Here is a 26,040-nt window from a genome sequence, read left to right as displayed (position 1 = left end):
CTGCGGGGGGCGACACGACGTTCCCGGCTTCCCCACCCAGGGACTCGGGGCGCCCTCAGCGAGGCAGGGTGACGAGCCCCGTCTCGTAGGCGGTGATCACGAGCTGGACCCGGTCCCGGGCACCCAGTTTGGTGAGCAGACGTGACACGTGCGACTTGGCGGTGGCCACCGAGATGAAGAGGTCCTCCGCGATCTCGGTGTTCGACCGGCCGCTTCCGACCAGGGTCAGGACTTCCCGTTCCCGCTCGGTGATGCCCTCGACCGGCCGGGGGGCGCGCTTCGGGGCAGCCGTGGGGTGCCCGACGAAGTCGGCGATCAGACGGCGCGTCACACCCGGCGCGATCAGTGCGTCACCGGCGGCGACCACGCGGATCGCCGCGAGGATGTCGTCCAGCGCCATGTCCTTGACCGCGAAGCCGCTCGCGCCGGCCCGGAGCGCGCCGTAGACGTGGTCGTCCTCGTCGAAGGTGGTCAGGACGAGGACGCGGGCCGTTGCCGGACCGGCGGTGATCCGGCGAGTGGCCTCGATCCCGTCCATGCCGGGCATCCGGATGTCCATCACCACGACGTCGGGGCTGACGTCCCTGACCAGTTGGACCGCCTCGGCGCCGGTGGCGGCCTCACCGACGACCTCGAGGTCGGGGTGATCGGCCATGATCACGCGCAGGCCGGATCGCACCAGCGGCTGGTCGTCGGCGAGCAGGACACGTACGGGACGGTCGGTCATCGGGCCTCCACCGCAACTGTGACGGGTTCGGGCAGTGGCAGCCGCGCCGCCACCCGGAAGCCGCCCCCGGGACGCGGCCCGGCGCTGAGGTGGCCGTGCAGCAGGCCTGCCCGCTCCCGCATCCCGATGATGCCGAAGCCGTGGGCCGAGCCGTTCTCGGTGGCGCCGCGCGCGCCGCGCCCGTCGTCGACGACCTCCACGGACAGCTCCTCGTCCCCGTATCCGAGGGTCACCCGGCAACGCCCGGTACCCGCGTGGCGGACCACGTTGGTCAGCGCCTCCTGCACGATACGGTAGGCCGACAGGTCGATGTCGGCCGGCAAAGGACGCTGCTCCCCACTACGGCGCACCTCGACGCGTACCCCCGCGTCCGCCGTCGCCGCTACCAGCCGTTCGATGTCCGCCAGGCCCGGCGAGGGCGCGAGCGGTGCCTGCCCCGAGGCCGCCGCGGCCGGGTCGGCCTGACGGAGCGCCACCAGCGTGCGCCGAAGACCCGACAGGGTCTCTCTGCTGGTGGCTTCGATCGCGCGCAGCGCCTCGCGGGCCTCCGCCGGCTGGGTCCGGATGACCCGGCTCCCCACACCGGCCTGGATGGCGATGATGCCGATGCTGTGCGCGACCATGTCGTGCAGCTCCCGTGCGATCCGCAGCCGTTCGGCGGTCACGGCCTCGGCCACCTCCTGCGAACGCAGTGCCACCGCGTGCTCGCGGCGCTCGCGGCTCAGCAGACCGACCGTGCAGGATGCGGCCGTCGCCAGGAGACCGATCACGACGTTGACGGTCAGGTTGTCCCCGTGGGCGAAGCCGCCGATCACCAGGAGCTGCACGGTGACGGACACGGCCACGGCCACGAGCGAAGCGCGCCGGGCGCAGGTGGCGACGATGAAACCCAGGACGAGGTCCACCGCCAGATACGACAGGAACTCGCCCTGGTACGACGCCGCCAGATTCTCATGAGCGGAGCTTGGAGGGCCTACCACCGCAGCAGTGGATCCGAGGAGCGCCATGGCCAGAGCCGGCAGCGGCGTCCGTCGCACCATGCCGACGAGCAGGCTCGCGGCCAGCAGTGAACCGACACCGTGGACCGTGCCCGAAGCCCGCGGCGCGCCCCCCACCAGCAGACCCACCATGAGGAGGTACACGGCACCCCCCGCCCAGGCCATGACCTTGGTCCTCGTCATCGGCGGCGTGCCCTTCCGAGAGGGAGGGTGCGATGCGAAACACGCGTAGGCGAGGAGGTGGTCGGTGTGGCGTCCATGCCGCGAGACTAACCAGCCGCTGCCCGCACGCCATCAGCCCGGGGACGTACGCCCACGGGCTGACCCGGCCGCGCGATTGCCACCCACGGCCCCATGCCCGGACGGGGACCCTCTCGGCAGGGTTGTCCCTGTGATCGAAGTCAACGAACTCACCAAGCGCTACGGCAGCAAGACCGCCGTCGACCATCTGTCCTTCACCGTGCGGCCGGGCCAGGTCACCGGATTCCTCGGCCCCAACGGAGCCGGCAAGACCACCACCCTGCGGATGATCCTCGGCCTGGACGCACCCACCGGCGGCGGCGCCACCGTCAGCGGCGTCCCTTTCCGCAGTCATCCGCGCGGACTGCGGCACGTCGGCGCCCTCCTCGACGCCAACCAGGTCCACGGCGGACGCAGCGCCGTGGCCCACCTGTCCGCCCTGGCCCGAAGCAACGGCATCCCGCTGCGCCGGGTGGACGAGGTGCTTCAGGAGGTGGGGCTGGCCGATGCGGCGACCCGCCGCATCGGCGGGTTCTCGCTCGGCATGAAACAGCGGCTCGGGATCGCCACCGCTCTCCTCGGCGACCCGCCCGTGCTGATGTTCGACGAGCCGGTCAACGGCATGGACCCGGAAGGCGTGCTCTGGATGCGCCGCCTCTTCCGGCGCCTGGCCGCCGAGGGGCGCACGGTCTTCCTCTCCAGCCACCTGATGTCGGAGATGGAGAACACCGCCGACCGACTCGTCGTCATCGGCCGGGGCCGGCTCATCGCCGCCGAGTCGGTACAGGACTTCGCGGCCCGCGGCACCCGCCTCAGCGTCGTGGTGGGAACACAGCAGGCCGCCGAGCTGGCAGCGGTGCTGACCGCCGCAGGCGCGGCGGTCGAGCCGGAAGGCTCGGCGGGCGCCGAGAAGCTCGCCGTGACCGGGCTGCCGGCGGACCGGATCGCAGCACTCGCCTTCGAGAACCGGATCCTGCTGAACGAGCTCACCACCCGGACCGCCTCACTGGAGGAGGCGTTCATGGAACTCACCGCCGACAGCGTCGAATACCTGGCAGGACAGCCCCGATGACCACACTCACCTCCGTCCCTCAGGCCGCCTCGGCCGCGCCCGTCGCCGAGCCGCCGGCCCGCTTCCGTGACCTGCTCGCCTCCGAGTGGATCAAGATGCGTTCGCTGCGCTCCACCCGCTGGACGCTCGTCTTCATCGCACTGTTCGTCGTCGGGTCGTCGGCAGTGGCGTCACTGGCGGACCTCGACAACCTCGCGAAGTCCGGCTCGGACGCACCGCGGGTCCGCGAGTTCCTGTGCTTCGACGCCTGTCCGGCGGCCGGTTACATGACGCTGATGCTCGTCGCCGGCAGCATCGGGGCGGTCACGGTCGTCAGCGAGTACAGCAGCGGGCTGATCCGCACCACCTCCGTGGCCGTTCCCGCCCGCCACTCGGTCGTGCTGGCCAAGGCGGTCGTCGTCGCAGCGGTCTGGACGGTCGTCGGTGCGATCATTTCCACCGGTGCGTTCCTGGTCTCCCAGGCCATCCTGAGCGAACGGCACGCCGGGGTCTCCATCACCCACCCCGGCGTGGCCCGGGCCATGGTGGCATCCACGCTGGTGGCCCCGGTCTGCGCACTGGTCGGCCTGGGCCTCGGTGCGCTGATCCGGCACACCGCGGCCAGCATGGTCGCCACTCTCTTCACCCTGCTGATGCTGCCGACGCTCTTCTCGCAGTCCCGGCAGTGGTCCGCGGACATCAACCACATGATGGTGGTCAGCGCCTGGAAGCGCCTGGTCCAGAGCTGGGAGGAGATCCCCGGCAGTAGTCTCATCCGCGACGCCACGGTCTCCGGCTCCTGGGCCGTGTACGCACTCTGGCCGCTGATCGCAGTCGCACTCGCAGTGGTCGTCGTGCGGCACCGCGACGTGTGAACGGTGCCGGACGCGCCCAGGGGAGCCCTGACCCCACCCCGGCCGGGAAAAGCCTGCGATCAGCGCCTGGCCGAAGACATCTTCACCGCTCCGGACGAGCAGACCGTCACTGTTCCGGGGACCGCCGTCAACGGCGGTTGGATGTGTAGCACACGACGAAGGACTTCTTGTCGTAGCTGATCTGCGTGAGTGCTCCGGTGGCGCCCTCGACGTCCGAGCACGCCAGGCCGGTGACGGCGCCGTCCAACTTCTTCAACGCCTTGTACTCGGCCTGCGGATCGCCGCAGTCCCGCTTCTTGATCCTCGGTTCCTTGTCGCTCCCGGTGTTCTCGAAGCAGTCGCCCGCTGCCACCTTGGTGTGGTCATCCTCCGTGGTGAACTGGCCATTGATGAGGAACGCTGCGACGCAGACCACGACGGCAACCCCCACGAACATCCAGATTCGGCGGAGACGGTGGTCGGGCTGGAGCGAGTCGCCCAGGGGCGGCAGGGTGGTCAAGAGGATTCCCCGAAGTCATGTACGTAGTGTTGGGCGTTGTACCTTAATCGAACTCTGTGACGCGTCGGCTTCAGCAGCAGGTTCTCACCCTGCGGGTGGACCGGACTCCGCCCCGGCACCCGGTCGGCGCCCCGCCCGCTGGGACGGGGGCCACGGGCCGTCCTTGCAAGTGGTGTCCGGGCCGGCCGGGGCGCCAAGTCACGCCTCGGTGGTGGTCATTGTGAGGACCACCACGTCGACGAGGTGACGGCGGTGAAGCCCAGCGACTCGTACAGCGGCCGTCCGAGCCGTGAGGCGGTGAGTGTCACCGGAAGGTTCGCCATGGGCGCGAGCGAGCCGAGCATGACGGCCCGCCCGGCGCCGCGGGAGCGGTGCGCCGACGGCGTGCCGACCCAGTAGTGGCTGCCGGCCCCGTCGTGGACGACGGTGACACCGGCTCCGACCGTCTCGCCGTCGAGGACGGCGAGAAAGACGTCCACGCCTGGCTGCTCGGTCAGTGTCGTGGGGAACATCTCGCCGGGACGGTAGGGGGTGAATCTGGTCAGCTCGAAGCCCTCGATCACGATCTGCTCCGCAGTCTGCAGCTCGTGCGTCTGCTGGACTCGGCTCACCTCCATCGCGGGGGCGGGTACAGGGCCAGGCGGGCGCACCATGATCGGCATCTGCCAGTTGCGCATGCCCAGGTGACTCAGGTCGGTGGAACTGAACGGATCCTCAACATCCACCGGTCCGGTCGATCGGCCGGCCAGCTCGGTCAGCTCGGCGAGCTCGTGCGCGTCGAGGTCGGGTTCCTGCAGCAAGATGCGTGTCCCGGCGCGCTTGCCGCCGAGCACGGCGAGGAAGCTGCGTCGGCGGATCACCTCGTGGCCGCGGGAGTTTCCGGTTGCGGCCCAGAACGCGGCGGAGTTGCGGGCCTGGAGTATCGCCGCGTCGTCGAAGGCCACGGGGTGATCCGGATGGTCCTGCCTGCTTCGATCCTCGACACGAGCGTCGGGGGTGGTCTGCCGAGTGTTGGCCACGGATGGCTCCTGTTCAGTCACTGTGCGGTGATCCAGGCGAAGGGGCAGGCGGGGCCCAAGGAGAAGTCGACTCGGGTCGTCACGCCTCCAACCCAACGACGTAATGTCTCTGATAACTGGGCCGATCTCAACCGAGATTGCTGAGCCATTCGCCTTCTGCGATCTCGCCCGAGCCCGCATGACGCCGTCGTACTCGCGCGAGCCGTTCTGCTCCTTCACCACTGGCCAGGACCTGCGGGCCTACTTTCGACTGCCACCGGCGGGCGCGCCCACATCGGCGGGGCTGCGATGACGATCGGCGGGTGGCCTGGGCGACCAGGACGAGTCAGGGGCGCCGTGTCCCCGTGTCAGGATGAAGCCCATGGGGATACGGGCGCGGTGGGACGAGACGTACCAGGCTCTGCTGCCTCATGCCCTTCGGCCCGCTGACGAGCTGCACCGTGAGTACCGGGACGCCGTCTTCCACGCATGGCTGACCTGGCACGGGGACACCACCGACGAGCAACTCGACTCGCTGGTCCCGGACGACCAGCTCATGGTGCTCAGGGCCATTGAGCGAGCGTGCGCGCTCGCCTGGCGTGACGCCCTGCTGGGCCCGGTACTCAGCCGTCATGGGCACGAGAACCACCCCGGCCGGCCCTTCGGCGGCCCGCACGGGCTCTGGGGCACGCCTGCCCGGAGTGCCGGTGCCGAGGGTTTTCACCGGCCTGCTCTTCCCCGTCCCGACCGGTTCGGTGTCGAAATGCCGGTCCGGCCCTCACTACGTGATGCGCTCTTCCACGTCGTCTCCAACGAGTGTCTCTGGACGGTCAACGACATCCGTGACGTCCACACCTCGACAGCAGGGGTCAGGCAGCAAGGTATGGCGCCGGTGGATCGTGTGCGTGAGACGGTGACCCGGCTGTGTCTCGGTGCCTGGCATCAGGAGGTGGAGGTCAACCGGCGGCGCGGCTGGGACGACGCCGAGTGGTGGCAGTACCTGAACTTGGAGAGTCTGCTGCCCTGGGCGGCTGTCGCTCTCGGCCTGCCGGGCGAGCATCCGGACGAGTACGGGCACCTGGTCGAGTCAGTGGCCTCGGGCACCGTGACGAGCTCCTTCGAGCCGTGGACGGCGCAGGCCCTGCCCCCGGGCTTCGCCTCCGCCTTGGGCGAGGAATGCGTGCGACTGGCGCACCACAAGGAGCCAGGATGGGGCACGGAAGCCGGCTCGGCAGGTCCGCGACAGCAGAGCGCCGTTGCGTGTCTTCATCTAGGACCACGCCTGTCCTAGTCGCGCCCTAGTGTTGTCCCACCGCGAAGAATCACCGGAGGGACGAGACCGATGAGTCACACTGCACCCGAGGGTTACACCAGCGTCGCACCGTGGGTGGTCACCGACGACACCGGCGCGCTGCTCGACTTCATCACCGCCGCGTTCGGTGGCGAGGAGATTGCGCGGGTGCCGGTCGAGGACGGCACCATCGGCCATGGTGAGATCCGGGTCGGTGACACGGTCGTGCTGGCCTTCGACCGGCGGCCCGACTGGCCGGTGATGCCCTCGCTGTTGCGGGTCTACGTCGCGGACGCGGACGCCGCCATGACCGCTGCTGTTGCGCACGGGGCGCAGGTGATCACCGAGGTCGCCGACAGTGCCTGGGGGGATCGCGGCGGCAGGGTGCGGGACCCGTTCGGCAACATTTGGTGGGTGATGAGCCACGTCGAGCACGTCGCACCGGACCTTGCCTGGCAACGGATGTCCGAGCCGAAGTACGCCGAGGCGATGCGCACGGCCCAGGAGACTCTGGACGCCGCGCTCAGCGGCCGGGAGACGGGAGTGGCCAGCACCCCACAGCGCCCGCCCCACTGAGATCAGTTACCGACATCACCGCGTGGGTGGGGTGATGTCAGCGAGTGACCCGACGTTCGTCGAACGGCGTCGCCGACGTCAGCCGGGCGATCTCCTCGGCGCTGAGGACGAGGTCGGCAGCGGCCGCGGAGTCGCGGATCGACGCCGTACGGCGCGCCCCCGGGATGGGGATGACGGCCGGGGACAGGGCCAACAGCCAGGCGAGACAGACCCGTTGCGGGCTCACACCGTGATCACGCGCGATCTCGTGGAACGGCTCGTACACCCCGTGCGCCCTACGTCGATCGTCCGCCGCGGGGCCCTCCAGGACGCTTCTGGAGATGCCTCCGAGCGGGCTCCACGGCAGGAACGCCACCCCGAGTTCCTCGCACAGCCGTAGCTCGGGGGCGCTGTCGCGGACCTCCGGGGAGAAGCGGTTCTGTACGGATGCCAGGCGGCCGCCGAGTACGGCGTGGGCCTCGCGGATCTGGTCGGCGTCGACGTTGGAGATGCCGGCCGCGCGGATCTTGCCCGCGTCGAGGAGTTCGGCGAGGGCACCGACCGACTCGGCCCACGGAACCTGCGGGTCGGGCTTGTGGAGCTGATAGAGGCCGAGTGTGTCGACGCCGAGGCGTCGGCGTGAGGCGTCGCAGGCGTTCTTGAGGTGTTCGGGCGTGCCCGTCACGGTCCACGAACCGTCGCCGGGTCTGCCGCGCCCGCCCTTGGTGGCGACCAGGACCGATGCGGTGTCGCCGCCGTAGCGGGTCAGGGCGCGGGCGACGAGCGACTCGTTGTGGCCGGTTTCGTCCGCGTGCCAGTGGTAGGAGTCGGCGGTGTCGATGAGGGTGACTCCGGCGTCGAGGGCCGCGTGGATCGTGGCGACGGCCGCGTCCTCGTCGGGCCTGCCTTCGACGGACAGCGGCATGGCGCCGAGGCCGATCGCGCTGACGTGGACATCACCTAGGCGGCGTGCGCGCATGGCGGGAACCTCTCTGTACTGAGGTGGTGGGGTGTGGGGTTGGGGTGCGGGGCAGCCGCTTCAGCGCGACAGCGGGGCAGCCGCTTCAGCGCTTCAGCGCGGCGATCTGCTCGCCGATGGCGCCCGGCAGCCAGTCGGCTGTGTCCGAGAAGCGGAAACCGAGCCTTTCGGCGCGGGAGTTGTCCATGCCGTAGTAGCGGTCGAAGGCGAACGGCGACGCCTCGGACCCCGGCTCGACCGTGCGGTAGGCCGGTGGGCGGGTGCCCTGGTCGGCGATGTGCGTGCAGAGGTCGGTCACGTCGAGTTCACCATGCGAGCGGGCGTTGACGGGGCCGAGGAAGTCCGCGCCCGCCGCCCAGATCAGGAAGTCCGCGATCTCGTGCTCGCCGATGAACGAGGACGGGTGGTTCACGCGGTGGATGTCGACGGGCCGGCCCGTACGGACGCGCTCGACGTAGTGGCGCAACCGGCCGGTGAAGTCGGCGTCGCCCCCGCCCAGGACGTGTGCGGACCGGACGGCGACGAAGGGGAACGCCGGGTCCCGCGCGAACTCCGCTTCCGCCTGGCGCTTGCCCTCGCCGTAGTGCCGGTTCCGGAACGCCTCCTCGTGCCACGGCAGTTCGGGGTGGACGAGCCGGTGGGTGGTGTCGATCGTCTCCTCGGGGAATCCACCGCCCGGCGGTGTCGGGTGGACGAGGCCGGAGGAGGCCGGGTCGTAGACCTCGATGGTCGAGGTCATGACGTAGCGCGGGGTGCGGTCGTGGAAGACGCGCCGGGCGACGGCTGCCTGCCGGGGTGTGTTGCAGACCTGGTCGATGACCGCGTCGAAGGTGCGGTTCCCCAGCGCCGCGCCGAGAGCGGCCTCGTCGTCGCGGTCGGCGATCACGTGGTCGACGCCGGGTGGCGGGGGCGACGAGCCACGGTTGACGACCGTCACCCGGACCCCCGCGTCACGGAGCCGCAGTACCACGTGCCTGCCGAAGTAGCGGCTGCCGCCGATGACGCCCACGCGCTTCATGTGTCCTCTTCCCGGAGTGCTCGCCTCGCTGTGTGCACGAGCCTGCCGGAATGCGATCATCAGCAGAAGTGGTGACTTGCTTAACCCGTATGAAGGACGACTGATGATCGATGTCCAGCGGCTCCGTACGCTCCGCGAGGTCGCCCGGAGCGGCAGTTTCAACAAGGCCGCGGCCACCCTGCTGCTCACGCCGTCCGCCGTCTCCCAGCAGATCGCCGCGCTGGAACGGACACTCGGCGCCCAAGTCGTAGAGCGCAGTACACGGGGTGTTTCCCTGACCGAGCCGGGGCGGCTCCTCGTCGAGGCCGCCGAGGTGATCTCGGCCGAGTTGTCACACGCCCGCGAGCAGATCGACCGGCTGGCGACGGGACGTACGAAGCTGACCGTGGCCACGTTCACCAGCGGAGGCCACCGGCTGCTGCCGCCGGTGCTGACCCGGTTCGTCGCCGAGCACCCCGAGGTGGAGCTGACCGTGCTGCAGAAGGAGCCGGAGCACAGCCTGCCGCTGGTGCGCGAGGGGCGGGCCGACATCGCGCTCGCCTATCACTTCGACGGACCGCTGCCGGTCCGGCCCGGTGACCGGTCCGGGCTGGACTGGGTGCCCCTGATGGACGACCCGATGTCGGCCGTGCTGCCGGCGGGGCACCGTCTCGCCGACCGGGCGAGCCTGGACCTGGCCGAACTCGTGCAGGAGCGCTGGGTGATGGGGTGCATGAGAGCGCAGGCCTTCATGCACCGCTATGCCGAACTCGCCGGATCCGAGTTGCGCGTCTCGGCCGCCACGACCGACTTCTTCTTCGCACAGACCCTGGTGGCCGCCGGTGTCGGCGTCTCCCTCATCCCGCGGATCGCCCTGGACCCGTCGGTCACCGGTGTCGCCGTCATCCCCATCGACCCGCCGCGACCCGCGCGCTACATCGGCGTGGCCACCGCCGCCCGGCATCGCAGCCGGCCCCGGCCGCACGTCGAGGCGTTGCTGACCGCGCTGGTCCGGTCGGTGCCGTAGCTCCGCCGGACCCGTACGGGGCTGTGCCTTTCTAAGGCTTGTAGATGCAGGCCGCCAGCGGGGCGTGCACCTTCCAGCCCAGCATCTCGTACAGCGACCGCCCCTCGGGGGTCGCGCCCAGCACACCGAGGACCGCGCCCTGCGCGACGGCGTGGTCGGCGAGGGTGCGCATCACGAAGGCGCCCAGGCCGCGGCGGCGGTGAGCGTCGTCGGTCCCGACCCGGTCGACGACCGCCGCCCGGCCGAGAACGGCCATCTGCCCCTTGGCCACGGACGCGCCCGCGGCGTCGTACACCCCGACGTGGACGACGCTGTCGCGGGTCTCCACGGACGCGGAGTAGCCCTCGGGGGCCACCGGGTCCGTGGACTGCAGGTCCACGGCCATCAGATATCCCGCCTCGTCCCTGTCCACCACCCAGCCCTCGGGCAGCCAGTGCCCGACGTCCTCGGGCTCCATGGGCACTTTGAGCCAGGTGTGCGGCACGGTCACCGAGGCCGCGGCCTCGCGTACCGAGAACCCATCCGCATCGGGCAGTACGTGGCGTCCCACTTGGTCGGGGTGGCCCACCTCGAGGTAGAGCCCCCACGGCCGTTCGGCCGGTGGGGGCGTGTCGCGTGACACGGCCCAGCCGGCGACCCAGGTCCTGACCAGTTCCGGAATCATCAAGCCCTCCCGAGGTAACGAGGTAAGAGTCACAGTCCAGGAGCGCACATTACGTCAGGGCCCCGGGTGCGGCATCTCCTTTTCGCGCTCCCCCACTCCTGGATCCGGTCGAACCGGCCCGGCGGCATGGGGCGATGACGATGGGCCGGCCGCGCCGGCCGCCCCGTCCGGTGCGCGGCCGAGGCCGCGGAGCCGGTCCATCTCCCGCCATTCGGGGCGCAGCCCGGCCAGGTTGGTGGTGAGGAAGTACGCCGCGCCGCCCGCCACGAGCACGGGTACGAGGCCGAACGAGGCCACCGCCGCCCCGGCGAGCAGGCCGCCGAGGGGGATGCCCGCCCAGGCCAGCGAGTCGCCCAGCGCCCGGACCCGGCCCAGCAGTTGGCGCGGTACGCGTTCGAAGGAGATCGCTCCGAGGATGGGGTTGAGGAATCCGCCGCCGAAGCCGCCGACGGCGAAGACCGTCAGCACCGCCCACATCGGCGCGCCGGAGGCGAGGACCAGGAACCGTGGTGCGCCGACGATCAGGAAGCCGGCGAAGAACACCAGTCTGCGGCGGAGCCGATGGGCCACGGCGGCCGCGACGAGGCTGCCGAGGACCGCGGTGACGCCGGCGACACTGCTGATCAGTCCGATCGCGGCGGGGCCGCCGCCGGACTCCCTGGCCCAGACCGGTACGAGCACGGTCATGAAGGCCGCGTCGAGCAGGTTGGTGATGCCGACCGTGACGATGATGGTGAGCAGCAGGGGTTCACCGCGCAGGAACGTGAAGCCCTCGCCGAACCGCCGCCAGTAGCCCGGCTCCTGCCCGCCTTCCGGCGTGGCGGGGACTTCGGTGGCGTGTCCCATGCCGCGGGGCAGGGCCAGCCCGATGATCACCGAACCCAGGGCGAAGCAGGCGGCGTTGACGACGAGGCCCGCTTGTGGGCCGAGCAGAGCCACCAGCGCGCCGCCCGCCGCCGGGCCGACGGTGGAGGCGAGCCGCTCGGTCACGCCGGAGATCCCGGTGGCCCGCTCCAGGGGGACCGCGCTGCGTTCGGCCGCCTCCGGGACCATGATCTCCTTGGCCAGGTCGCCGGGGCCGCGTACCGCCCCGATGACCGCGACCAGGGCCAGCAGCAGCCAGAAGGGGAGCAGGTCCAGGGCGTACAGCAGGGGGACGAGGCCTGCGGCGATCGCGCTGAGGGAGTCGGTGGTCCAGGAGACGGCGCGGGGGCCGACGCGGTCGACGAGCGGCCCGGTGAGCGCCTTGACGACCACGTACGGGGTCATTTCGCAGAAGGCGACGAGGCCGGTCTGGGTGGCGCTGCCGGTGGTGACGAGCACGAACCACGGCAGGGCGATGGCCGATACCCGGGTGCCGGTGAGCGATACGGCTGTGGCGGCGAGCACCGCGGCCAACGGCCGGAGGCTGCGCCGACCGGCTATGCCGCCCGCCGGCGGGGCTGCCTTCGTCACGGCGTCTCCCCCTCCGGTTCGGCGACGGCGTCCGGCTCCGGCAGGAGGTGCGTGATCAGCACGACGCGTTCGGCGCCTACCGGCGCACCGGATCCCCCGTCGGGCCTGTCCCGGCGGTAGCGGTTGACGACGGCTCGTAGCTCCTCCCCCAGACTCGCGGCCTCCTCGGGGGTGAGCCGCAGGGACCAGTCGCTCAGGTCGAGGTTGTCCCGCCAGGGGCGCGGCATGGTCTCCACTGCGTCCAGGGCCAGCCGGGCGCGTTGTGCGTGGGAGTCGGCCACCGAGCGCATGTAGGCCATCGTGGCCTCGGGTTCGCGGTCGGCGAGGCCCTTGTCGGTCAGCCAGGTGCCCTGGTGCACCGCCCGCCACCAGCGTTCCCGTGCGTTGCCGCGGTCGGTGTCCTCCTCGACGAATCCGGCGGTACCGAGCTGTCGCAGGTGGTAGCTGGTCACTCCCGAGCCCAGGCCCAGCCGTTCGGCGAGGCGGGTGGCCGTCGACGGACCGTGCGTCCGCAGCAGTCCGACCAACTGCACCCGTACCGGGTGGGCCATGGCGCGCAGGCCCTTGGCGTCCAGGACCACATGCGTCTCGGGGTGCGGGCCGTCCGGCCGCTCTCGTTCTGCCATGCGGACCACCCTAGACCGCGAAGAGTTCTTCGCAAACATTCCTTCGCGAAGAACTCTTCGCGATCTCGGTCGACATGCCTCGAGCTGCGGAGGGCCCCCTTCTGGGCAAGGCTGGTCGGCGTGACCCGCACCCGCGCGGACCTCGAGCGACACGCGAGAAAGGCAGTGACATGAGCGGCAGCAACCAGTCCCTCAAGGGCAAGGTCGTCCTGGTCGGCGCCGGGGCGAAGAACCTGGGCGGCCTCATCAGCCGCACCGTCGCCGACCTGGGCGCGAACGTGGTCGTGCACTACCACTCCGACGGCACCAAGGATGACGCGGTGGCGACCGCGAAAGCGGTGGAGGCGGCCGGCGGTCAGGCGGAGACGATCCAGGGCGACCTGACCAAGGTCGATGTCGTGGAGGATCTGTTCACCACCGCCAAGGAGCGGTTCGGCGGGATCGACGTGGCGGTCAACACCTCCGGGATGGTGCTGCGCAAGCCGATCCTGGAGACGACCGAGGCCGAGTACGACCGGATGGCGGACGTGAACGCCAAGGCCGCGTACTTCTTCATCCGCGAGGCGGGGAAGCACCTCAACGACAACGGCAAGGTGATCACCATCGTCACCTCGCTGCTGGCAGCCTTCACCGACGGCTATTCCACCTACGCGGGCTGCAAGGCCCCGGTCGAGCACTTCACCCGGGCAGCGGCCAAGGAGTTCGCCCCGCGCGGCATCTCCGTGAACAACATCGCCCCCGGCCCGATGGACACCCCCTTCTTCTACGGCCAGGAGACGCCCGAGCGCGTCGGGTTCCACAAGTCCCAGGCCATGGGCAACCAGCTCACCAAGATCGAGGACATCGCACCGATCGTGACCTTCCTGGCCACCGACGGCTGGTGGATCACCGGCCAGACCCTCTTCGCCAACGGCGGCTACACGACGCGGTAGCGCGCGAAGGAACGGACCTCGACGTCCGCTTCCCCGGTCTGCCCGCCGCGGTCCTCGCCGCCGCTCCGCCCTCCGTCGAGGGTCAGCGGACAGTGTCGTACGCGCCCAGGGCGATCTTCGCGAAGTTCCGCAGCGACTGCGTGCCCGGCGCGAAGTAACCCGAGTGGCCGTGGGCACCGGCGGAGGAGACGACCCGGGCGCCGAACTCCGCCGAGGTGGGGTCGGTCCCGTGGCCGAGGCCCAGCAACCGGACGTTGGGGATGTTGCCGATCCAGTCCCCGCTGTCGCGGCGGACCGCCCAGACCCGGGCCCCCGTGTGCAAGGCGGCGGCGGAGTCGGCGCGGACGCCGGGGCTGCCGAGGACGACGAGGTCGGCCGCGTCGGCGCGGTCGAGGTCGGGGGCGGCCAGGCCGCAGACGACCGAGCCGTAGCTGTGGCAGAACACCGCGGGCGCGGCGGAGCCGAGGGCCGCGAGCCCGCCGAGGAGACGTTCCAGGCGCGGCGCGCCCGCCTTCGCGAGACGGCCGGTGGCGGCGTCGAGTCCGACGCCGACGGGGGTGGTGTACCCGGCCCAGGCGATCACGGCGGTGGGGGTGCCGGGCGCCTGGCGGGTCATCTCGGCCCGCAGCGCGGCGGCCATTCCGGCCGGGGCGCCGTACCGGTCGTGCGTGCGGTCGAAGGAGGCGAGGTCGATGTCCGAGCCCGGCACGACGACCGCCGTGCGCTTCGCCGCCGTCCAGTCGCCGTAGACCTCGGCGAGCTGGCCGCGGCCGCGCGGGTCGAAGGCGAGGATCTGCCGGCCCGGGGCGAGGAGCCGCGCGTAGCGGTCGGCCAGTTCCCCGGCGCGCAGCCGCTCGTACTCCGGGAGTGCGGGGTCGGCGGCCCGGGCGCGCTCCTCGGCGCGCTCGGCCGCGATCGCCCGGGCGTTGGCCGCGTACCGCAGCGCCACGGGCGCGCCGTCGAGGTTTCCGACGACCAGCGGGTGACGGGCGGCCAGTTCGGCGCGCCGCGCCTCGGTCAGGGAGGCGAAGAAACGGGCGACGTCGGCGGGGGCGGCGGTCGCGGGGTCGGGCAGCGGGCGGTGCAGGAAGTCGTCCGCGCGCCAGGCGGCGGCACCGGTCGGCGGGCCGGTGACAGCGGTCTGCTCGCTGCCGGTGGCCCAGCCCGCCGTGCCCGCGACGACCGTCGTGGCGAGCGCGACGGCGGCCAGTGTGCGCTTGAAACGGCGCATGGATTGACTCTCCCTCTTCCGGTGCTGCGGAGGAGGGAAAGGTAGGAAGAGAGTGGGTGACACTGCGTCACACCCCGGGGCCAAACCGGGGGTGATACCTCAGTAGGGGGTGGGGCAGAGGCGACCGGCCGGGGCGGACGCCGCCGCGCGCACCACGGGCAGCGGGTGTCCGGAGTGCGCGCGGCCTTCGATCCCGGTGTCGCTACGCCCAGTTCTGCCGCTGCAGCCAGAGGTTGCGTGCGGTGCCGGAGCCCTGGGTGAACACGTACAGCAGCCCCACCCGGTTCATGATCACGGGACTGACGTGGATGTCGCCGATGACGCCCTCCAGGGTCTGGAAGGCTTCGTAGACGGCGGCGTTCTCGGCCGCCTGGACCGTGACCCACAGCTTTTTATCGGTCCCCTTGACCAGGACGTTGACCCGGCCGTCCTGGCCGAGGCAGGCGGTGGGGCGCTCGATGATCTGCCCCTTGAGCGACGCGGAGGCCTGCCAGGCGTCGTAGTCGTCGCTCTGCCCGACGCGCCAGGCGGAGCCGTCCGAGCCGCGGTAGAAGATCTGGACGCGGGAGGCGGCGTCGAGGACCGCGGAGGGCCGGGTGGTGACTCCGGTGGTCTGCTGCTGGAAGGCGTCCCACGCGTCGGCGGCGTTCGACGCCTTCTGCTGGATGGTGTAGAGCGTGTCGTTGCCGCCCTTGACGGCGACGACGATCCGGCCGGAGCCGTCGAGGACCGGGGACGGGGTCGCGTAGATGCCGCCGCCGAGGGACGTGGGCGCGGTGTAGGCCTCGTAGGCCAGGCCTTGGTTGCGGGTGTACCACAGGGCGCCGTCGGTGCCCCGGAAGAAGACCTGGATGCGTCCGTCGCCGTTGAGCGCCGCCGCCGGGTCGCCGCCGATGTTGGTCACGATCCGCTGGGGCGCACCGAAGTGGGCGTTGACGGCGGTCTGGGTGACGACCTCGAGGTGATTGTCCGGGGTGCGGTAGAAGACGCGGATCTTTCCGTCCCTGCCACGGAGGGCATGGGGTACGCCCTCGATGCGTGAGCCCTCGATCTTCTTCCAGGGGCTCCAACCGCGGTCGCGGGTTTCCCAGATGGTCCAGAGCGCGTTGGCGCCGCCCTGGACGAACGCCTGGACACGATTGTCGGAGTTGAGGGCGGCGGAGGGCTCGGCGAAGATGCCGCCCTCCAGGTTCGTCCAGTTGCCCCACTTCGTACCGGGTGCGGTGGAGACGGGCATGCAAACTCCTCGATCGAATGGTTGCCGAGTTGTCGCGCCGCGTCCCAACTTATCCATGGCCGCGAGGAAGGACAGAGCTCAGTTTGAGCTGGCGCGATATCGGCGTTCAGGACGGACGAACCGGACGGGTCCCGCCACCCCCTCCCGCAAAACGGTAGTTGCACCACCGTTTTCGCTGCTACGGTCGAAATCCGGTAGCCGTACTGCCGTTTCAGTGGAAGAGCGACCCGAGCGAACCGCACAGGAGCCGTCATGCGCGCACTCACGCCCACCGGGCGACCCGGCCGTCTCGCCGAGATCAGCGATGTCGACGCACCACGCCCCGCGGCCCACGAGGCTCTCGTCCGCGTGCGCAACTTCTCCCTCAGTCGGCCCGACTTCCTCTGCTTGAGCGCTCCCGGCACGCGCTACCGGCCGGGCATCGACGCCGTGGGTCACGTCGAACGACCGGCGGCCGACGGCAGCGGACCCACCGCCGGGGTGCGCGTCGTCCTCCATCTGCCGTCCGGCGGGGCCGCGGCGCAACTCGTCGCCGTACCGACCACGCGGCTGGCGCCCGTCCCGGCCGGCGTCGACTCCGCGAGCGCCGCGGCCCTGCCACTGGCGGGACTCGCGGCCCGCCGGCTACTGGCCGAGGCGGGGCCGCTGACCGGCCGTCGGCTGCTGGTCACCGGGGCCGACGGCGGGGTCGGCGGGCTCCTCGCCCAACTCGCCGTGGCCGGCGGCGCCGAGGTCACCGCGGTCGCGGCGGAGCGGGAGCCGTGGCGGCACTTGGCCGCATTGGGCACCACGGTGGTTCACGACGGGAACAGCCTGCCGACCGGTGGCTTCGACGTCGTGCTGGAATCCGTCGGCGGCACACTCGGCTCGACGGCCGCCCGCACGCTGCGCACCGGCGGACGGATCCTGTGGTTCGGCCAGGCCGGAGGCGAGCCGCTCACCAATGACTTCTTCTTCGGCCTCTTCGACGGCGGCCCGTCACTGACCCTGCGTCACTTCACCCATCCCACGGACGCAGAAGAAACGGACGCACGCGAGGTGGCGGATCTGTTGGACCTCGCCTCGGAAGGCCGACTGCGGGTGGAGATCAGCCACCGCGGCCACTGGGGTGAGACAGCGGCGGTGCTGGAAGACATGGCGCACGGCCGGCTGTCGGGCAAGGCGGTACTGACCGTGGGCTGAGCCCGGTCGGCCGGCCGTCGCCCGCGACGGCCGGACTCGGCGCGCCGAGGGGCTCAGGCGCTCTCGCCGCTGCCGTAGGGGCGTGTGATCAGCTCCAGCGCATGGCCGTTGGGATCGAGGAAGTACACGCCCCGGCCGCCGTCATGGGTGTTGATCTCACCGGGGAACCGCTGACGCGGGTCCGCCCAGTACATGAGCTCGCGCTCGCGGATACGGGCGAAGGCCGCGTCGAAGTCGTCCTCGCTCACCAGGAACGCGAGGTGCTGGCAGCGGATGTGGTCGGCGCCCGGCTCCGCGAAGTCGAGCGTGACGTCGTTGTCGAGCTGGACCGCTACGAACACCCCGGCCGACCGGGGTGGCGTGAGACCGAGGATCTCGGTCAGGAACTGTGCCGATGCCCACTTGTCATGGGCCGCAACGATGGTGTGGTTGAGCTGAACCGCCATGGAAATCCAATGTCCCCACGCCTCCATGCCCCGGCACTCTTGCTCGGCGACACGCGACGCTGACGACATTGAAGACCCGGCGCGCCGCGAGGTCAACTCCCGGGCGTCAGCCGCCTGTCTGCCGCTTCCCCCGGTCCGAGGCGACCAATATGGCTATGCCCAACACCGCGAGCACGATGCCGGCGTACAGCTCGTAGCCGTCGAGGAAGCCGATGTGACGCACCACGCCCCAGTTGCCGAACCAGTCGGTGACCTCGTGCAGGACCGCCATGGCGCCCTGGACGAGGAGGATGAAACCGAGCACTTCGAGGATCTTCTTCATGTGTCCGATCATCGCCCCTCGCCCCCGCCCCCGTCATCGCCCGATGGTCTGCGCCTCCTCGCGCCGAGTTGGCCCGCGGGCGATGCCATCGGTCCGAAAGTATCGACCCCATGCGACTTTGGTCGCCGCTCACCGTCCGACGCTCCCGCCACCCGGCACCGGTCGGTAGATTGACCGACATGGGCGACAGCGAAGCGGGGGACATGGCGGGTGCGGATTCGGCGTATCCGTGGCTGCTCCCGTCCGCCGTCGCCGACCCCCGCGCCTCCGGTGACGGATCGCGGCGCACCGTGCGCGACTGGGTCGTCGACATCTGCTGCCTCGCCGTCGCCGGCGTGGTCGGGCTGCTGGTCGTGGAATCCCTGCGGCACGATCCGCACGTCTCCGGCCCCCTCCTCCTCGCCGATCAGCTCATCGGGGCCGCGGCCTGCACGGCGCTGTGGCTGCGCCGCCGGTGGCCGGTGGGTCTTGCGGTCGTTCTCGTGGTGCTGTCCGTCGTGGCGCCGTGCGCGGCGGGCGCGATGCTGGTGGCGGTGTTCACGGTCGCGGTGCACCGGCCGTTCAGGGTGGTCGCCGCGGTGGGTGGGCTGGCCCTGGTCACGGCCCCGGTCTCGGCCGCCGTCCGGCCCGACCCCGATCTGACCTTCATCGTGTCGGCCGTGGCCGGGGTGGTGTTGGCGCTGACGGTGATCGGCTGGGGCATGTTCCTGCGGTCCCGCCGCCAGTTGGTGCTGTCGCTGCGCGAGCGTGCCCGGCGCGCCGAGGCCGAGGCCGGGCTCCGTGCCGAGCGGGCGCAGCGCCTGGCCCGGGAGGACATCGCCCGGGAGATGCACGACGTGCTGGCGCACCGGCTGTCGCTGCTGTGCGTCCACGCCGGGGCGTTGGAGTTCCGCCCGGACGCGCCGCCGGCCGAAGTGGCCAGGGCCGCCGGGGTGATACGCGACAGCGCGCATCAGGCGCTCCAGGATCTGCGGGAGGTGATCGGTGTGCTGCGCGCCCCCGGTGGTGGCGACGGCGACGAGGCGAGCCGACCGCAGCCCACCCTCGCGGAGTTGGACGATCTGGTGGAGGAGTCACGGCAGGCCGGCATGCTGGTGACGTTCGACGGCCGGGTCGTCGATCCGCGGACCGTGCCGCCCGCCACGGGCCGTACGGCCTACCGGATCGTCCAGGAGGCGCTGACCAACGCCCGGAAGCACGCCCCCGGTGCCGAGGTGACCGTACGGACCGCCGGTGACCCGCGGCAGGGGCTGACGATCGAGGTGGTCAATCCGGCGGGCGAGGAGGAGAGCGGGGTCGTGCCCGGTTCCGGCCAGGGCCTGATCGGGCTGTCCGAGCGCGCGACCCTCGCCGGTGGCCGACTCGCCCACGGGCCCACCCCCGACGGCGGCTTCCGGCTGCACGGCTGGCTACCGTGGCGGACATGAACGCCCCGCAGAGACCGCCGATCCGTGTCCTCCTCGTCGACGACGACCCGCTCGTGCGGGCCGGGCTGTCGTTCATGCTCGGCGGCCTGCCCGATCTCGAGATCGTCGGCGAGGCGGCCGACGGCTCGGAGGTCGCCGCGCTGGTCGACCGGCACTCCCCCGACGTGGTGTTGATGGACATCCGGATGCCGTCGGTGGACGGCTTGGCGGCCACGGAGGCGCTGCGCCGCCGGGAGGATCCGCCGGAGGTCATCGTCCTGACCACGTTCCACGCCGACGAGCAGGTGCTGCGGGCGTTGCGAGCGGGGGCCGCGGGCTTCGTGCTCAAGGACACGCCGCCCGCCGAGATCGTCGAGGCGGTGCGCCGGGTGGCGTCCGGTGCCCCGGTGCTCTCCCCCACGGTGACCCGGCAGCTCATCGAGCGGGTGACGGACCGGGGGCAGCCGGATCGCGGCGCCCTGGCGCGGGAGCGGCTGGCACGGCTGAACGACCGCGAGCGGCAGGTGGCGATCGCGGTGGGACACGGCCGGTCGAACGCGGAGATCGCCGCCGCCCTCTTCATGAGCGTGGCGACCGTCAAGGCCCATGTCTCACGGATCCTGACCAAGCTCGACCTCAACAACCGGGTGCAGATCGCGCTGCTCGCCCATGACGCGGGGCGGCTCGACGCCGAGTCCTGAGCGCGGTCGCCGGGTCTTTGCCGCCCCGAGCGAAGCGTCACTCTGCGTGTTCGCGTGAGTGGTCCCGGTCGCGTCCGGCCGCCCCACCCCTCCCCCGGATCACCCAGCTCAGAGCCGGTGCGGCCGATCCGCGAGCAGAGCCTCCGGTGGGCCTCCACCTCTCGGCGTGCGGCCCCGAAGCGACCCACAGTGATCGCCCGCGTACCCCCCGCCCTGTGTTGCGCAATCGCCTCGGAATCTATGTCCGGCCGTCGCACGGCTGTTACATAACAGCGGGGAAACAGCGCGTTGGGGGTCGTAGGATCGAACTAATGATCAATGGGTGATTAGTTCCCTTCATCCCTTTCGTTGTACTACCGCGCGCACTTGGCGCAGGAGATAGGAGACCCCTGTGCCGGGGCACATACCGCGTCGACGCATGCTCCAGATCGCCGGCGGTTCACTCGTCGTCGGTACGGGCGCGGTGGGTGCCTGGCAGTGGCTGGCACCCGAGGCGAAGCAGGTCCCCAAGCAGGGGAAGTTCCCGGCGCGACAGGCCAAGGCCCGGGCGACCGAGTCGTTCGTGCACGTCATCGCGCACCCCGACGACTCCCTCTACTTCATGAACCCGGAGCTGGAGCAGGCCATACGCAGCGGCGCCCCGGCCGTGACGGTCTGTCTGACCGGTGGGGAGTCCGACGGGCGCAACGCCCTGACGCACAGCCCCAATTACATGAAGCTGCCCGAGCGCCGCGGCGACTTCGTCCGGGCCCGTTTCAACGGCTTCCGCGAGGCGACCGCCCGGATGGCCACCGGCAACTGGCTCAGCCCCTGGGACGTGGAGACGCTGACGCTCCTGCCCGGCTTCGAGGTCGAGCTGCAGACGCTGCGGGCGGCCCCCCAGGTTCAGCTGATCTTCATGGAGCTCATAGAGGCCCGCACCATGCGAGGGCCGCGCAAGGACAGTCTGCGCGGACTGTGGCTCGGAGCGACCCCGAAGCTGACGACCCTCAAGCCCACCGGGAGCCCGGTCCGGCGCACCTTCCGCTACGGCCGTCAGCAGCTGATCGACTCGCTCGCCGCCGTCATGGAGCGCTACCAGCCGACCGTCGTGCGGACCCTCGACCCGAACCCCACCCACATGCCGCAGGACCCGCACTACCCCAACACCCCGCCGGCGCTCCAGGGCATAGGGACGTACTACGACCACCAGGACCACACCTCCTCCGCCCACTTCGCACAGGCGGCGCTCGCCGAGTACTGGGGCCGCAAGCACGCCCGCCCCACCGCCGTGGAGAGCTACGTCGGCTACGAGGTCGGCAATCTGAAGCTGCCCGCCAACCTCGACGCGGCCACCATCGCGCACAAGATCGAGCTGCTCGACATCTACGGCTGGGTGGACGGCAAGGACTGCGGTGACCGGGCGGGCTGCGGCGACCGCAAGGTCGGCGCCCGTTCCAAGAACTCCCCCTGGTCCAACCACCTCCGGCACCGGGCGACGGGTACCCAGCGCTGGGTACAGCCGCTCCCCGACGGCCGGCTCGCGGCGTTCGCGGTGCTGGACGGCGCCGTGCAGTGCTGGACCGAGCGGACGCCCGGCAGCGGCATCTGGTCCACGCCCACCCCGGTCGGCCCCGCCCCGGTCCGCGGCTCGATGCTGGAGGGCCAGGTGCAGGCCGTGCGGCTTCCCGACGGCACCCTGCGGCTGTTCTCCATCCGCACCGTGCTGCCCACCCCCGGCAAGGACCACCACCGCGAGCTCGTCACCTCGCTCCAGACCGGCAAGGTCACCGGTGGCGGCACCCCGGCGTTCGGGCCCTGGGAGTCCCTCGGCTCGCCGGAGGCGGACGACCCGCAGCGGTCGATGGAGATGGGCTACCCGGTCGCGGTCGTGGCCAAGGACGGCAAGGTCCACGTCTTCGTCAAGGACTGGGCGGGCGGTGTGGCCTTCCGCACCAGCGCCGCGGCGGGCTGGTCGGACTGGGCGCCCCTGCCGGCGGATCCGAGCCGGATGCTGAAGCTGGAGGACGGCCTCGACGCCGCGCTCGACGAGAAGGGCCGCCTCCACGTCGTCGCCGCCGACATCAAGACCGTCCACCACTGGGTGTCCGAGGACGCCGACGGCCCGCTGAACCTGTCCGAGCCGACGCGGCTCCCCGCCACCACCGGCCCGCTGACCCTGGTCCCGCTGCCCGGCGGTGGCATGCGGATGGCCACGCGCCGGCCGGGCACGGCGCGCGTGGTGATCGCCGACCGGCCGGCGGAGAACGGCAATTGGCGGCAGTCGGCCGAGTGCGCGCCGATCGGCGGGTACGGCCGGGTGGCCCTGGCGCAGGCCGGGAACACGGCCGTGCTGGCCGCCCGCGACGACAAGGGCCTCGTCCGGGTCTCCACGGGCTCGGGCCGCCCCGGCCCCTGGCAGGAGGCCGGCGTCCCGCACCGGGGCACCGCCGGGATCACCCAGGACGCCCAGGGGCGGACGGTCGCCGTCGTCCTGGGCTCGGACGGCCTGCTCAGCAGCACCCGCGGCAGCGGCTCGGGGGCGACGGACTTCGCGGACTGGATCTCCCACGACGGCAAGCCGCTGAGCGACCTCCAGTCCTCGTAGGGCCCCGGCCCCCGGGCGCTCGTACGAGTGGGGGGCGTGACCGTCGGGTCACGCCCCCCATCTCACACGCCGCTTCAGGAGGCGGTGATGTCCTGCTTGATGACGCGCTCGATGTTCCGCTCGGCCAGCGCCGTGATGGTCACGAACGGGTTGACGCCGATGGAGCCGGGGATCAGGGCACCGTCGGTGACGTAGAGGTTCTTGTAACCGGCGACGCGGCCGTAGTCGTCGGTGGCCTTGCCCAGGACGCAGCCGCCGAGCGGGTGGTAGCAGAAGTCGTCGGCGAAGGCCTTGAGCTGCTTGCCGAAGAGGTCGTACCGGTAGATGGTGGTGTTGGCCTTGTTGATCCGGTCGAAGAGCGACTTCGCGGCGTTCACCGCGGGCGCGTTCTGTTCCCGGGTCCACCGCAGCTTCGCCCGGTCCGTGGCCTTGTCGTAGACGAAGGTGCCGCGCTCGGGATTCTTGGTGATGGCGAGGTAGAGGCTGACCCAGGTCTCCAGGCCTGCCGGCATGGGCGCGATCTCGGCGAAGACCGGGGCGTCGGGGTTGTCCCAGTCGTCGATGCCCAGCGCGGGGATCGAGGACTGCTTGGTCCCGGTGGGGTTCCACATGTGGTTGGCACGGGCGGTCATGATGTTGCCGTTCGGGCCCCAGCCCGTGCCGATCTCGGAGTTGAGGTTGGGCAGTGTGCCGGTCTCCCGGGCACGCAGCAGCAGTTCCGTGGAACCGAGGCTGCCGGCTCCGAGGAACAGGTGCTTGCAGGTGATCTCCTTGCTGGCGAGCACCTTGCCGTCGACGTTCTTCTGCTCGACGGTCAGCAGATACGTGCCGTCCTTCTGCTGCCGGATCGTCTTGACCTCGTGCAGGGTCTCGATGGTGACCTTGCCGGTGCCCAGGGCGCTCGCCAGGTAGCTCTTGTCCAGCGAGACCTTGCCGTGGTTGTTGCCGTAGATGACCTCGGCGGCCAGCGCGGACTTGGGCACGGAGCCGTCCGCCTCGCGCCGCATGTAGTCCCAGTCGTAGACGTTGGGCACGAAGGTGGTGCCGAGGCCCGCCTTCGACGCCTGCTCGCGCGAGACCCGGGCGAACTTGTACCAGTCGGTCTGTTCGAACCAGCTCTTGTCGATGTTGCCCACCCGGAGCGTCTTGTTGGCGCGCGGGAAGTACCGGTCGTACATCTCGGCGGCGTCGACCCGGGGCAGCACCTCCTCGAAGTACGAGCGCCTGGGGGTCACCGCCATACCGCCGTTGACCAGCGAGCCGCCGCCCACCCCGCGCCCGACGTACACGGACATCTGGTCGAAGTTGACCCGGTCCAGGACACCGGCGTAGGGCTCGATGTCCCGGTTGGCGAGGTCGAGCCAGAGGAAGGAGCCCAGCGGCGCCTCGGTGCGGGTCTTGAACCAGCTGGAGCGCTTGTCGGGCTTGAGCATCCCGCTGTAGACGTTCCCGTCCGGGCCGGGCTGGTTCCACAGCTGGCCCATTTCGAGCATCAGCGTCGGGACGCCCGCCTCACCGAGGCGCAGGGCGGAGACGGCCGCGCCGTAGCCGGTGCCGATCACCACGGCCGGCACGAACGTACCGCCGGCCACCGACTTCTCGGCGGCCGCCGCGCGGGAGGCCGAGGAGATCGTGGTCGCGCCGGCGAGGGCGGCGGCGCTGAGGGCCGCCATGCCGAACAGCCGACGACGCGACAGGTGCTGGTTTTCTACCACGCTGGTTTACCTGACCTTTCCGGCACTGCATTGTGCTGGATCTATGCGGGAATTTACAGGGGGTGTTACTGCGGTGTCCGGGTCCCTCGCGGGCGGGGGTCCCGGGTGTGGACCGTGTCGGTCCACGGGCCTGGTGGGCTCCGCCGGTTACCAGGTGACCGGGGCCCGGCGGACTCCGCGGACCGGCGCGTCGTGGCGGAGCGGGATCTGCCGCGGCGGCACGGCCGGCCGCAGGTCCGGGAAGCGCCGCAGCAGGGCGCCGAGGGCGACGCGCAGCTCGATGCGGGCCAGTTGCCGGCCGAGGCACCGGTGGGCGCCGTGCCCGAAGGCCAGATGGCCGGTGGCGTCCCGGGTGAGGCCGAGCGGGGCGGGGTCGGCGAACCGCTCGGGGTCGTGGTTGGCGGCGGCCAGCGAGACCATGACGATCTCGCCCGCCCGTACGAGCCGCCCGTCGATCTCGACGTCCTCCAGGGCCGCGCGGGTGGGCCCGTGGTGGACGACGCTCAGATGACGCAGCAGCTCCTCGACCGCGCCGTCCATGAGGGACGGATCGGCGCGCAGCGCTGCCAGTTGTCCGGGGTTCTCCAGCAGGACGAGCACGCCGAGGGCCAGTTGGTGGGCCACTGTCTCGTGACCGGCCACCAGCAGCAGGAAGGCGATCGAGGCCAGTTCCTCGTCGGTCAGTGCGTCGTCGGCGGCGATCAGGCCGCTCAGCAGGTCGTCGCCGGGGTGTGCGCGCCTCAGCGGCACCAGTCGGTGCAGATACGCGCTGAGGCTCGCGAAGGCGCCCAGCACGGCCTCGGTGGTCTCCCCGAGGCCGCTCCACACGGCGCTCTCGCGCTGGAATTCCTCGCGGTCCGCGTCGGGCACACCGAGCAGCTCGCAGATCACCAGGGAGGGCAGCGGCAGCGCGAAGTGCTCGAGGAGATCAGCGGGGGCGCCGTGGCGCTCCATCGCGTCGAGCAGCTCGTCGGCGCTCTTCTCGATCCATCCGGTGAGTCGGCGCATTCGGTCATCGGTCAACTGGCCGAGGATCAGCTTGCGGTAATGCTGTTCTTCGGGTCTGCCGTACGAATTCCCTTGCCGGTTAAACATTCCGGTCGGTGCGGCCGGGGATTCCCCGAGTGTGGGCGCACGGGGCACCGGCGGGTGATTCCGTTCCCCCTGGGCGGTGAACCGCGGGTCGGCGAGCACCGCCCGTGCGGCGGAATGGCCGGTGACGAGCCATCCGGGCCGGCCGTCCTCGAAGGTCAGCCGGGTGATCGGTGCGTCCCCGCGTGATCCTCGGGGGCTCTCCGG

General features: G+C 71.2%; 25 protein-coding genes. 10 read left to right on the top strand and 15 right to left on the bottom strand.

The annotated features are described in order from the left end of the window. Positions 1–55 precede the first annotated feature (55 nt). Together FHS38_RS25000 and FHS38_RS24995 are read right to left on the bottom strand one after the other, a co-directional pair. Positions 56–727 carry a response regulator gene (locus FHS38_RS25000; RefSeq protein WP_184737063.1) on the bottom strand — a complete coding sequence of 224 codons (672 nt, stop codon included), beginning with the start codon at positions 725–727 and terminating at the stop codon, positions 56–58. Further along, positions 724–1,908 carry a sensor histidine kinase gene (locus FHS38_RS24995; RefSeq protein ID WP_184737061.1) on the bottom strand — a complete coding sequence of 395 codons (1,185 nt, stop codon included), beginning with the start codon at positions 1,906–1,908 and terminating at the stop codon, positions 724–726. Before FHS38_RS24995 ends, FHS38_RS25000 begins: the two co-directional genes overlap by 4 nt. Positions 1,909–2,116: 208 nt before the next feature. Between FHS38_RS24995 and FHS38_RS24990 the strand changes: the two genes are divergently transcribed. Then, positions 2,117–3,037: an ABC transporter ATP-binding protein gene (locus FHS38_RS24990; protein ID WP_184737059.1), complete on the top strand. Its 921-nt coding sequence runs from the start codon at positions 2,117–2,119 to the stop codon at positions 3,035–3,037. Further along, the gene (locus FHS38_RS24985; protein WP_184737057.1) at positions 3,034–3,891 is read left to right on the top strand and encodes an ABC transporter permease; all 858 of its coding nucleotides are present in this window, start codon (positions 3,034–3,036) and stop codon (positions 3,889–3,891) included. Before FHS38_RS24990 ends, FHS38_RS24985 begins: the two co-directional genes overlap by 4 nt. 127 nt (positions 3,892–4,018) lie before the next feature. Here the strand turns inward: FHS38_RS24985 and FHS38_RS24980 are convergent, their stop codons facing one another. Both FHS38_RS24980 and FHS38_RS24975 read right to left on the bottom strand, forming a co-directional pair. Continuing rightward, positions 4,019–4,390 (bottom strand): LppU/SCO3897 family protein, encoded by a 372-nt coding sequence (locus tag FHS38_RS24980; protein WP_184737055.1) that lies wholly within the window; start codon positions 4,388–4,390, stop codon positions 4,019–4,021. Between the two features lie 215 nt (positions 4,391–4,605). Next, the gene (locus FHS38_RS24975) at positions 4,606–5,409 is read right to left on the bottom strand and encodes a GNAT family N-acetyltransferase (RefSeq protein WP_221495328.1); all 804 of its coding nucleotides are present in this window, start codon (positions 5,407–5,409) and stop codon (positions 4,606–4,608) included. Positions 5,410–5,770: 361 nt separating this feature from the next. On the opposite strand from FHS38_RS24975, the gene FHS38_RS24970 reads away from it, so the two are divergent. Together FHS38_RS24970 and FHS38_RS24965 are read left to right on the top strand one after the other, a co-directional pair. Continuing rightward, a complete protein-coding gene (locus tag FHS38_RS24970) occupies positions 5,771–6,679 on the top strand; it encodes a hypothetical protein (protein ID WP_184737053.1) in 909 nt (302 codons plus the stop codon). Positions 6,680–6,730: 51 nt separating this feature from the next. Continuing rightward, complete coding sequence (locus FHS38_RS24965) at positions 6,731–7,255, top strand: VOC family protein (protein ID WP_184737051.1); 525 nt, start codon at positions 6,731–6,733, stop codon at positions 7,253–7,255. Positions 7,256–7,292: 37 nt separating this feature from the next. Here FHS38_RS24965 and FHS38_RS24960 read toward each other — a convergent pair whose 3' ends face one another. Together FHS38_RS24960 and FHS38_RS24955 are read right to left on the bottom strand one after the other, a co-directional pair. After that, positions 7,293–8,213 carry an aldo/keto reductase gene (locus FHS38_RS24960; RefSeq protein WP_184737049.1) on the bottom strand — a complete coding sequence of 307 codons (921 nt, stop codon included), beginning with the start codon at positions 8,211–8,213 and terminating at the stop codon, positions 7,293–7,295. An 85-nt stretch (positions 8,214–8,298) separates the two neighbouring features. After that, complete coding sequence (locus FHS38_RS24955) at positions 8,299–9,231, bottom strand: NAD-dependent epimerase/dehydratase family protein (RefSeq protein WP_184737048.1); 933 nt, start codon at positions 9,229–9,231, stop codon at positions 8,299–8,301. Between the two features lie 103 nt (positions 9,232–9,334). Here FHS38_RS24955 and FHS38_RS24950 point away from each other — a divergent pair, with 103 nt between their 5' ends. After that, on the top strand, positions 9,335–10,237 hold the full coding sequence (locus FHS38_RS24950) for a LysR family transcriptional regulator (RefSeq protein WP_184737046.1): 903 nt from the start codon (positions 9,335–9,337) through the stop codon (positions 10,235–10,237). 31 nt (positions 10,238–10,268) lie between these two features. Here the strand turns inward: FHS38_RS24950 and FHS38_RS24945 are convergent, their stop codons facing one another. From FHS38_RS24945 to FHS38_RS24935, 3 genes are read right to left on the bottom strand one after another with little or no spacing between them, the layout of a single operon-like run. Then, on the bottom strand, positions 10,269–10,901 hold the full coding sequence (locus FHS38_RS24945) for a GNAT family N-acetyltransferase (protein ID WP_184737044.1): 633 nt from the start codon (positions 10,899–10,901) through the stop codon (positions 10,269–10,271). 54 nt (positions 10,902–10,955) lie between these two features. Next, a complete protein-coding gene (locus FHS38_RS24940; protein WP_184737042.1) occupies positions 10,956–12,356 on the bottom strand; it encodes an MFS transporter in 1,401 nt (466 codons plus the stop codon). Next, positions 12,353–12,982, bottom strand: coding sequence for a winged helix-turn-helix domain-containing protein (locus FHS38_RS24935; RefSeq protein ID WP_184737040.1), 630 nt, complete (start codon positions 12,980–12,982; stop codon positions 12,353–12,355). The genes FHS38_RS24940 and FHS38_RS24935 overlap by 4 nt, the downstream gene beginning before the upstream one ends. A 170-nt stretch (positions 12,983–13,152) precedes the next feature. Between FHS38_RS24935 and FHS38_RS24930 the strand changes: the two genes are divergently transcribed. Next, complete coding sequence (locus FHS38_RS24930) at positions 13,153–13,914, top strand: SDR family oxidoreductase (RefSeq protein ID WP_184737038.1); 762 nt, start codon at positions 13,153–13,155, stop codon at positions 13,912–13,914. Between the two features lie 82 nt (positions 13,915–13,996). On the opposite strand, the gene FHS38_RS24925 is transcribed toward FHS38_RS24930, so the two are convergent. Together FHS38_RS24925 and FHS38_RS24920 are read right to left on the bottom strand one after the other, a co-directional pair. Next, entirely contained in the window at positions 13,997–15,145 is a 1,149-nt protein-coding gene (locus tag FHS38_RS24925; RefSeq protein ID WP_184737036.1) for an alpha/beta hydrolase, read from the bottom strand. A gap of 202 nt (positions 15,146–15,347) precedes the next feature. After that, on the bottom strand, positions 15,348–16,382 hold the full coding sequence (locus FHS38_RS24920) for a DUF8189 domain-containing protein (protein WP_184737034.1): 1,035 nt from the start codon (positions 16,380–16,382) through the stop codon (positions 15,348–15,350). A gap of 252 nt (positions 16,383–16,634) precedes the next feature. Between FHS38_RS24920 and FHS38_RS24915 the strand changes: the two genes are divergently transcribed. Beyond that, a complete protein-coding gene (locus FHS38_RS24915; RefSeq protein WP_184737032.1) occupies positions 16,635–17,564 on the top strand; it encodes a zinc-binding dehydrogenase in 930 nt (309 codons plus the stop codon). Positions 17,565–17,617: 53 nt separating this feature from the next. On the opposite strand, the gene FHS38_RS24910 is transcribed toward FHS38_RS24915, so the two are convergent. Next, positions 17,618–18,010, bottom strand: coding sequence for a VOC family protein (locus tag FHS38_RS24910; RefSeq protein WP_184737030.1), 393 nt, complete (start codon positions 18,008–18,010; stop codon positions 17,618–17,620). Positions 18,011–18,116: 106 nt separating this feature from the next. Beyond that, positions 18,117–18,332, bottom strand: a complete 216-nt coding sequence (locus FHS38_RS24905; RefSeq protein ID WP_184737028.1) for a hypothetical protein — start codon at positions 18,330–18,332, stop codon at positions 18,117–18,119. 179 nt (positions 18,333–18,511) lie between these two features. Between FHS38_RS24905 and FHS38_RS24900 the strand changes: the two genes are divergently transcribed. From FHS38_RS24900 to FHS38_RS24890, 3 genes are all read left to right on the top strand, one after another. Continuing rightward, positions 18,512–19,759: a sensor histidine kinase gene (locus FHS38_RS24900; protein ID WP_229822044.1), complete on the top strand. Its 1,248-nt coding sequence runs from the start codon at positions 18,512–18,514 to the stop codon at positions 19,757–19,759. Beyond that, on the top strand, positions 19,756–20,439 hold the full coding sequence (locus FHS38_RS24895; RefSeq protein ID WP_184737026.1) for a response regulator transcription factor: 684 nt from the start codon (positions 19,756–19,758) through the stop codon (positions 20,437–20,439). Before FHS38_RS24900 ends, FHS38_RS24895 begins: the two co-directional genes overlap by 4 nt. A gap of 418 nt (positions 20,440–20,857) precedes the next feature. Further along, positions 20,858–23,026 (top strand): PIG-L family deacetylase, encoded by a 2,169-nt coding sequence (locus FHS38_RS24890; RefSeq protein ID WP_184737024.1) that lies wholly within the window; start codon positions 20,858–20,860, stop codon positions 23,024–23,026. A 74-nt stretch (positions 23,027–23,100) separates the two neighbouring features. On the opposite strand, the gene FHS38_RS24885 is transcribed toward FHS38_RS24890, so the two are convergent. Further along, on the bottom strand, positions 23,101–24,699 hold the full coding sequence (locus FHS38_RS24885; RefSeq protein WP_184737173.1) for a GMC oxidoreductase: 1,599 nt from the start codon (positions 24,697–24,699) through the stop codon (positions 23,101–23,103). Positions 24,700–24,888: 189 nt separating this feature from the next. Beyond that, positions 24,889–25,764 (bottom strand): cytochrome P450, encoded by an 876-nt coding sequence (locus tag FHS38_RS24880; protein ID WP_229822047.1) that lies wholly within the window; start codon positions 25,762–25,764, stop codon positions 24,889–24,891. Between the last annotated feature and the right edge of the window lie 276 nt (positions 25,765–26,040).

Source organism: Streptomyces netropsis (assembly GCF_014203545.1).
Taxonomy (GTDB): domain Bacteria; phylum Actinomycetota; class Actinomycetes; order Streptomycetales; family Streptomycetaceae; genus Streptomyces; species Streptomyces netropsis.
The sequence above is the reverse complement of the archived record's forward strand: the minus strand, read 5'-3'. Positions and strand labels throughout refer to the sequence as shown.

Coding starts and splice junctions, on each gene's coding strand:
- FHS38_RS25000 (WP_184737063.1), bottom strand. CDS start 727: ATGACCGACCGTCCCGTACGTGTCCTGCTCGCCGACGACCAGCCGCTG.
- FHS38_RS24995 (WP_184737061.1), bottom strand. CDS start 1,908: ATGACGAGGACCAAGGTCATGGCCTGGGCGGGGGGTGCCGTGTACCTC.
- FHS38_RS24985 (WP_184737057.1), top strand. CDS start 3,034: ATGACCACACTCACCTCCGTCCCTCAGGCCGCCTCGGCCGCGCCCGTC.
- FHS38_RS24970 (WP_184737053.1), top strand. CDS start 5,771: ATGGGGATACGGGCGCGGTGGGACGAGACGTACCAGGCTCTGCTGCCT.
- FHS38_RS24965 (WP_184737051.1), top strand. CDS start 6,731: ATGAGTCACACTGCACCCGAGGGTTACACCAGCGTCGCACCGTGGGTG.
- FHS38_RS24960 (WP_184737049.1), bottom strand. CDS start 8,213: ATGCGCGCACGCCGCCTAGGTGATGTCCACGTCAGCGCGATCGGCCTC.
- FHS38_RS24955 (WP_184737048.1), bottom strand. CDS start 9,231: ATGAAGCGCGTGGGCGTCATCGGCGGCAGCCGCTACTTCGGCAGGCAC.
- FHS38_RS24950 (WP_184737046.1), top strand. CDS start 9,335: ATGATCGATGTCCAGCGGCTCCGTACGCTCCGCGAGGTCGCCCGGAGC.
- FHS38_RS24945 (WP_184737044.1), bottom strand. CDS start 10,901: ATGATTCCGGAACTGGTCAGGACCTGGGTCGCCGGCTGGGCCGTGTCA.
- FHS38_RS24935 (WP_184737040.1), bottom strand. CDS start 12,982: ATGGCAGAACGAGAGCGGCCGGACGGCCCGCACCCCGAGACGCATGTG.
- FHS38_RS24930 (WP_184737038.1), top strand. CDS start 13,153: ATGAGCGGCAGCAACCAGTCCCTCAAGGGCAAGGTCGTCCTGGTCGGC.
- FHS38_RS24925 (WP_184737036.1), bottom strand. CDS start 15,145: ATGCGCCGTTTCAAGCGCACACTGGCCGCCGTCGCGCTCGCCACGACG.
- FHS38_RS24920 (WP_184737034.1), bottom strand. CDS start 16,382: ATGCCCGTCTCCACCGCACCCGGTACGAAGTGGGGCAACTGGACGAAC.
- FHS38_RS24915 (WP_184737032.1), top strand. CDS start 16,635: ATGCGCGCACTCACGCCCACCGGGCGACCCGGCCGTCTCGCCGAGATC.
- FHS38_RS24910 (WP_184737030.1), bottom strand. CDS start 18,010: ATGGCGGTTCAGCTCAACCACACCATCGTTGCGGCCCATGACAAGTGG.
- FHS38_RS24905 (WP_184737028.1), bottom strand. CDS start 18,332: ATGAAGAAGATCCTCGAAGTGCTCGGTTTCATCCTCCTCGTCCAGGGC.
- FHS38_RS24900 (WP_229822044.1), top strand. CDS start 18,512: ATGGGCGACAGCGAAGCGGGGGACATGGCGGGTGCGGATTCGGCGTAT.
- FHS38_RS24895 (WP_184737026.1), top strand. CDS start 19,756: ATGAACGCCCCGCAGAGACCGCCGATCCGTGTCCTCCTCGTCGACGAC.
- FHS38_RS24890 (WP_184737024.1), top strand. CDS start 20,858: ATGCTCCAGATCGCCGGCGGTTCACTCGTCGTCGGTACGGGCGCGGTG.
- FHS38_RS24885 (WP_184737173.1), bottom strand. CDS start 24,699: ATGGCGGCCCTCAGCGCCGCCGCCCTCGCCGGCGCGACCACGATCTCC.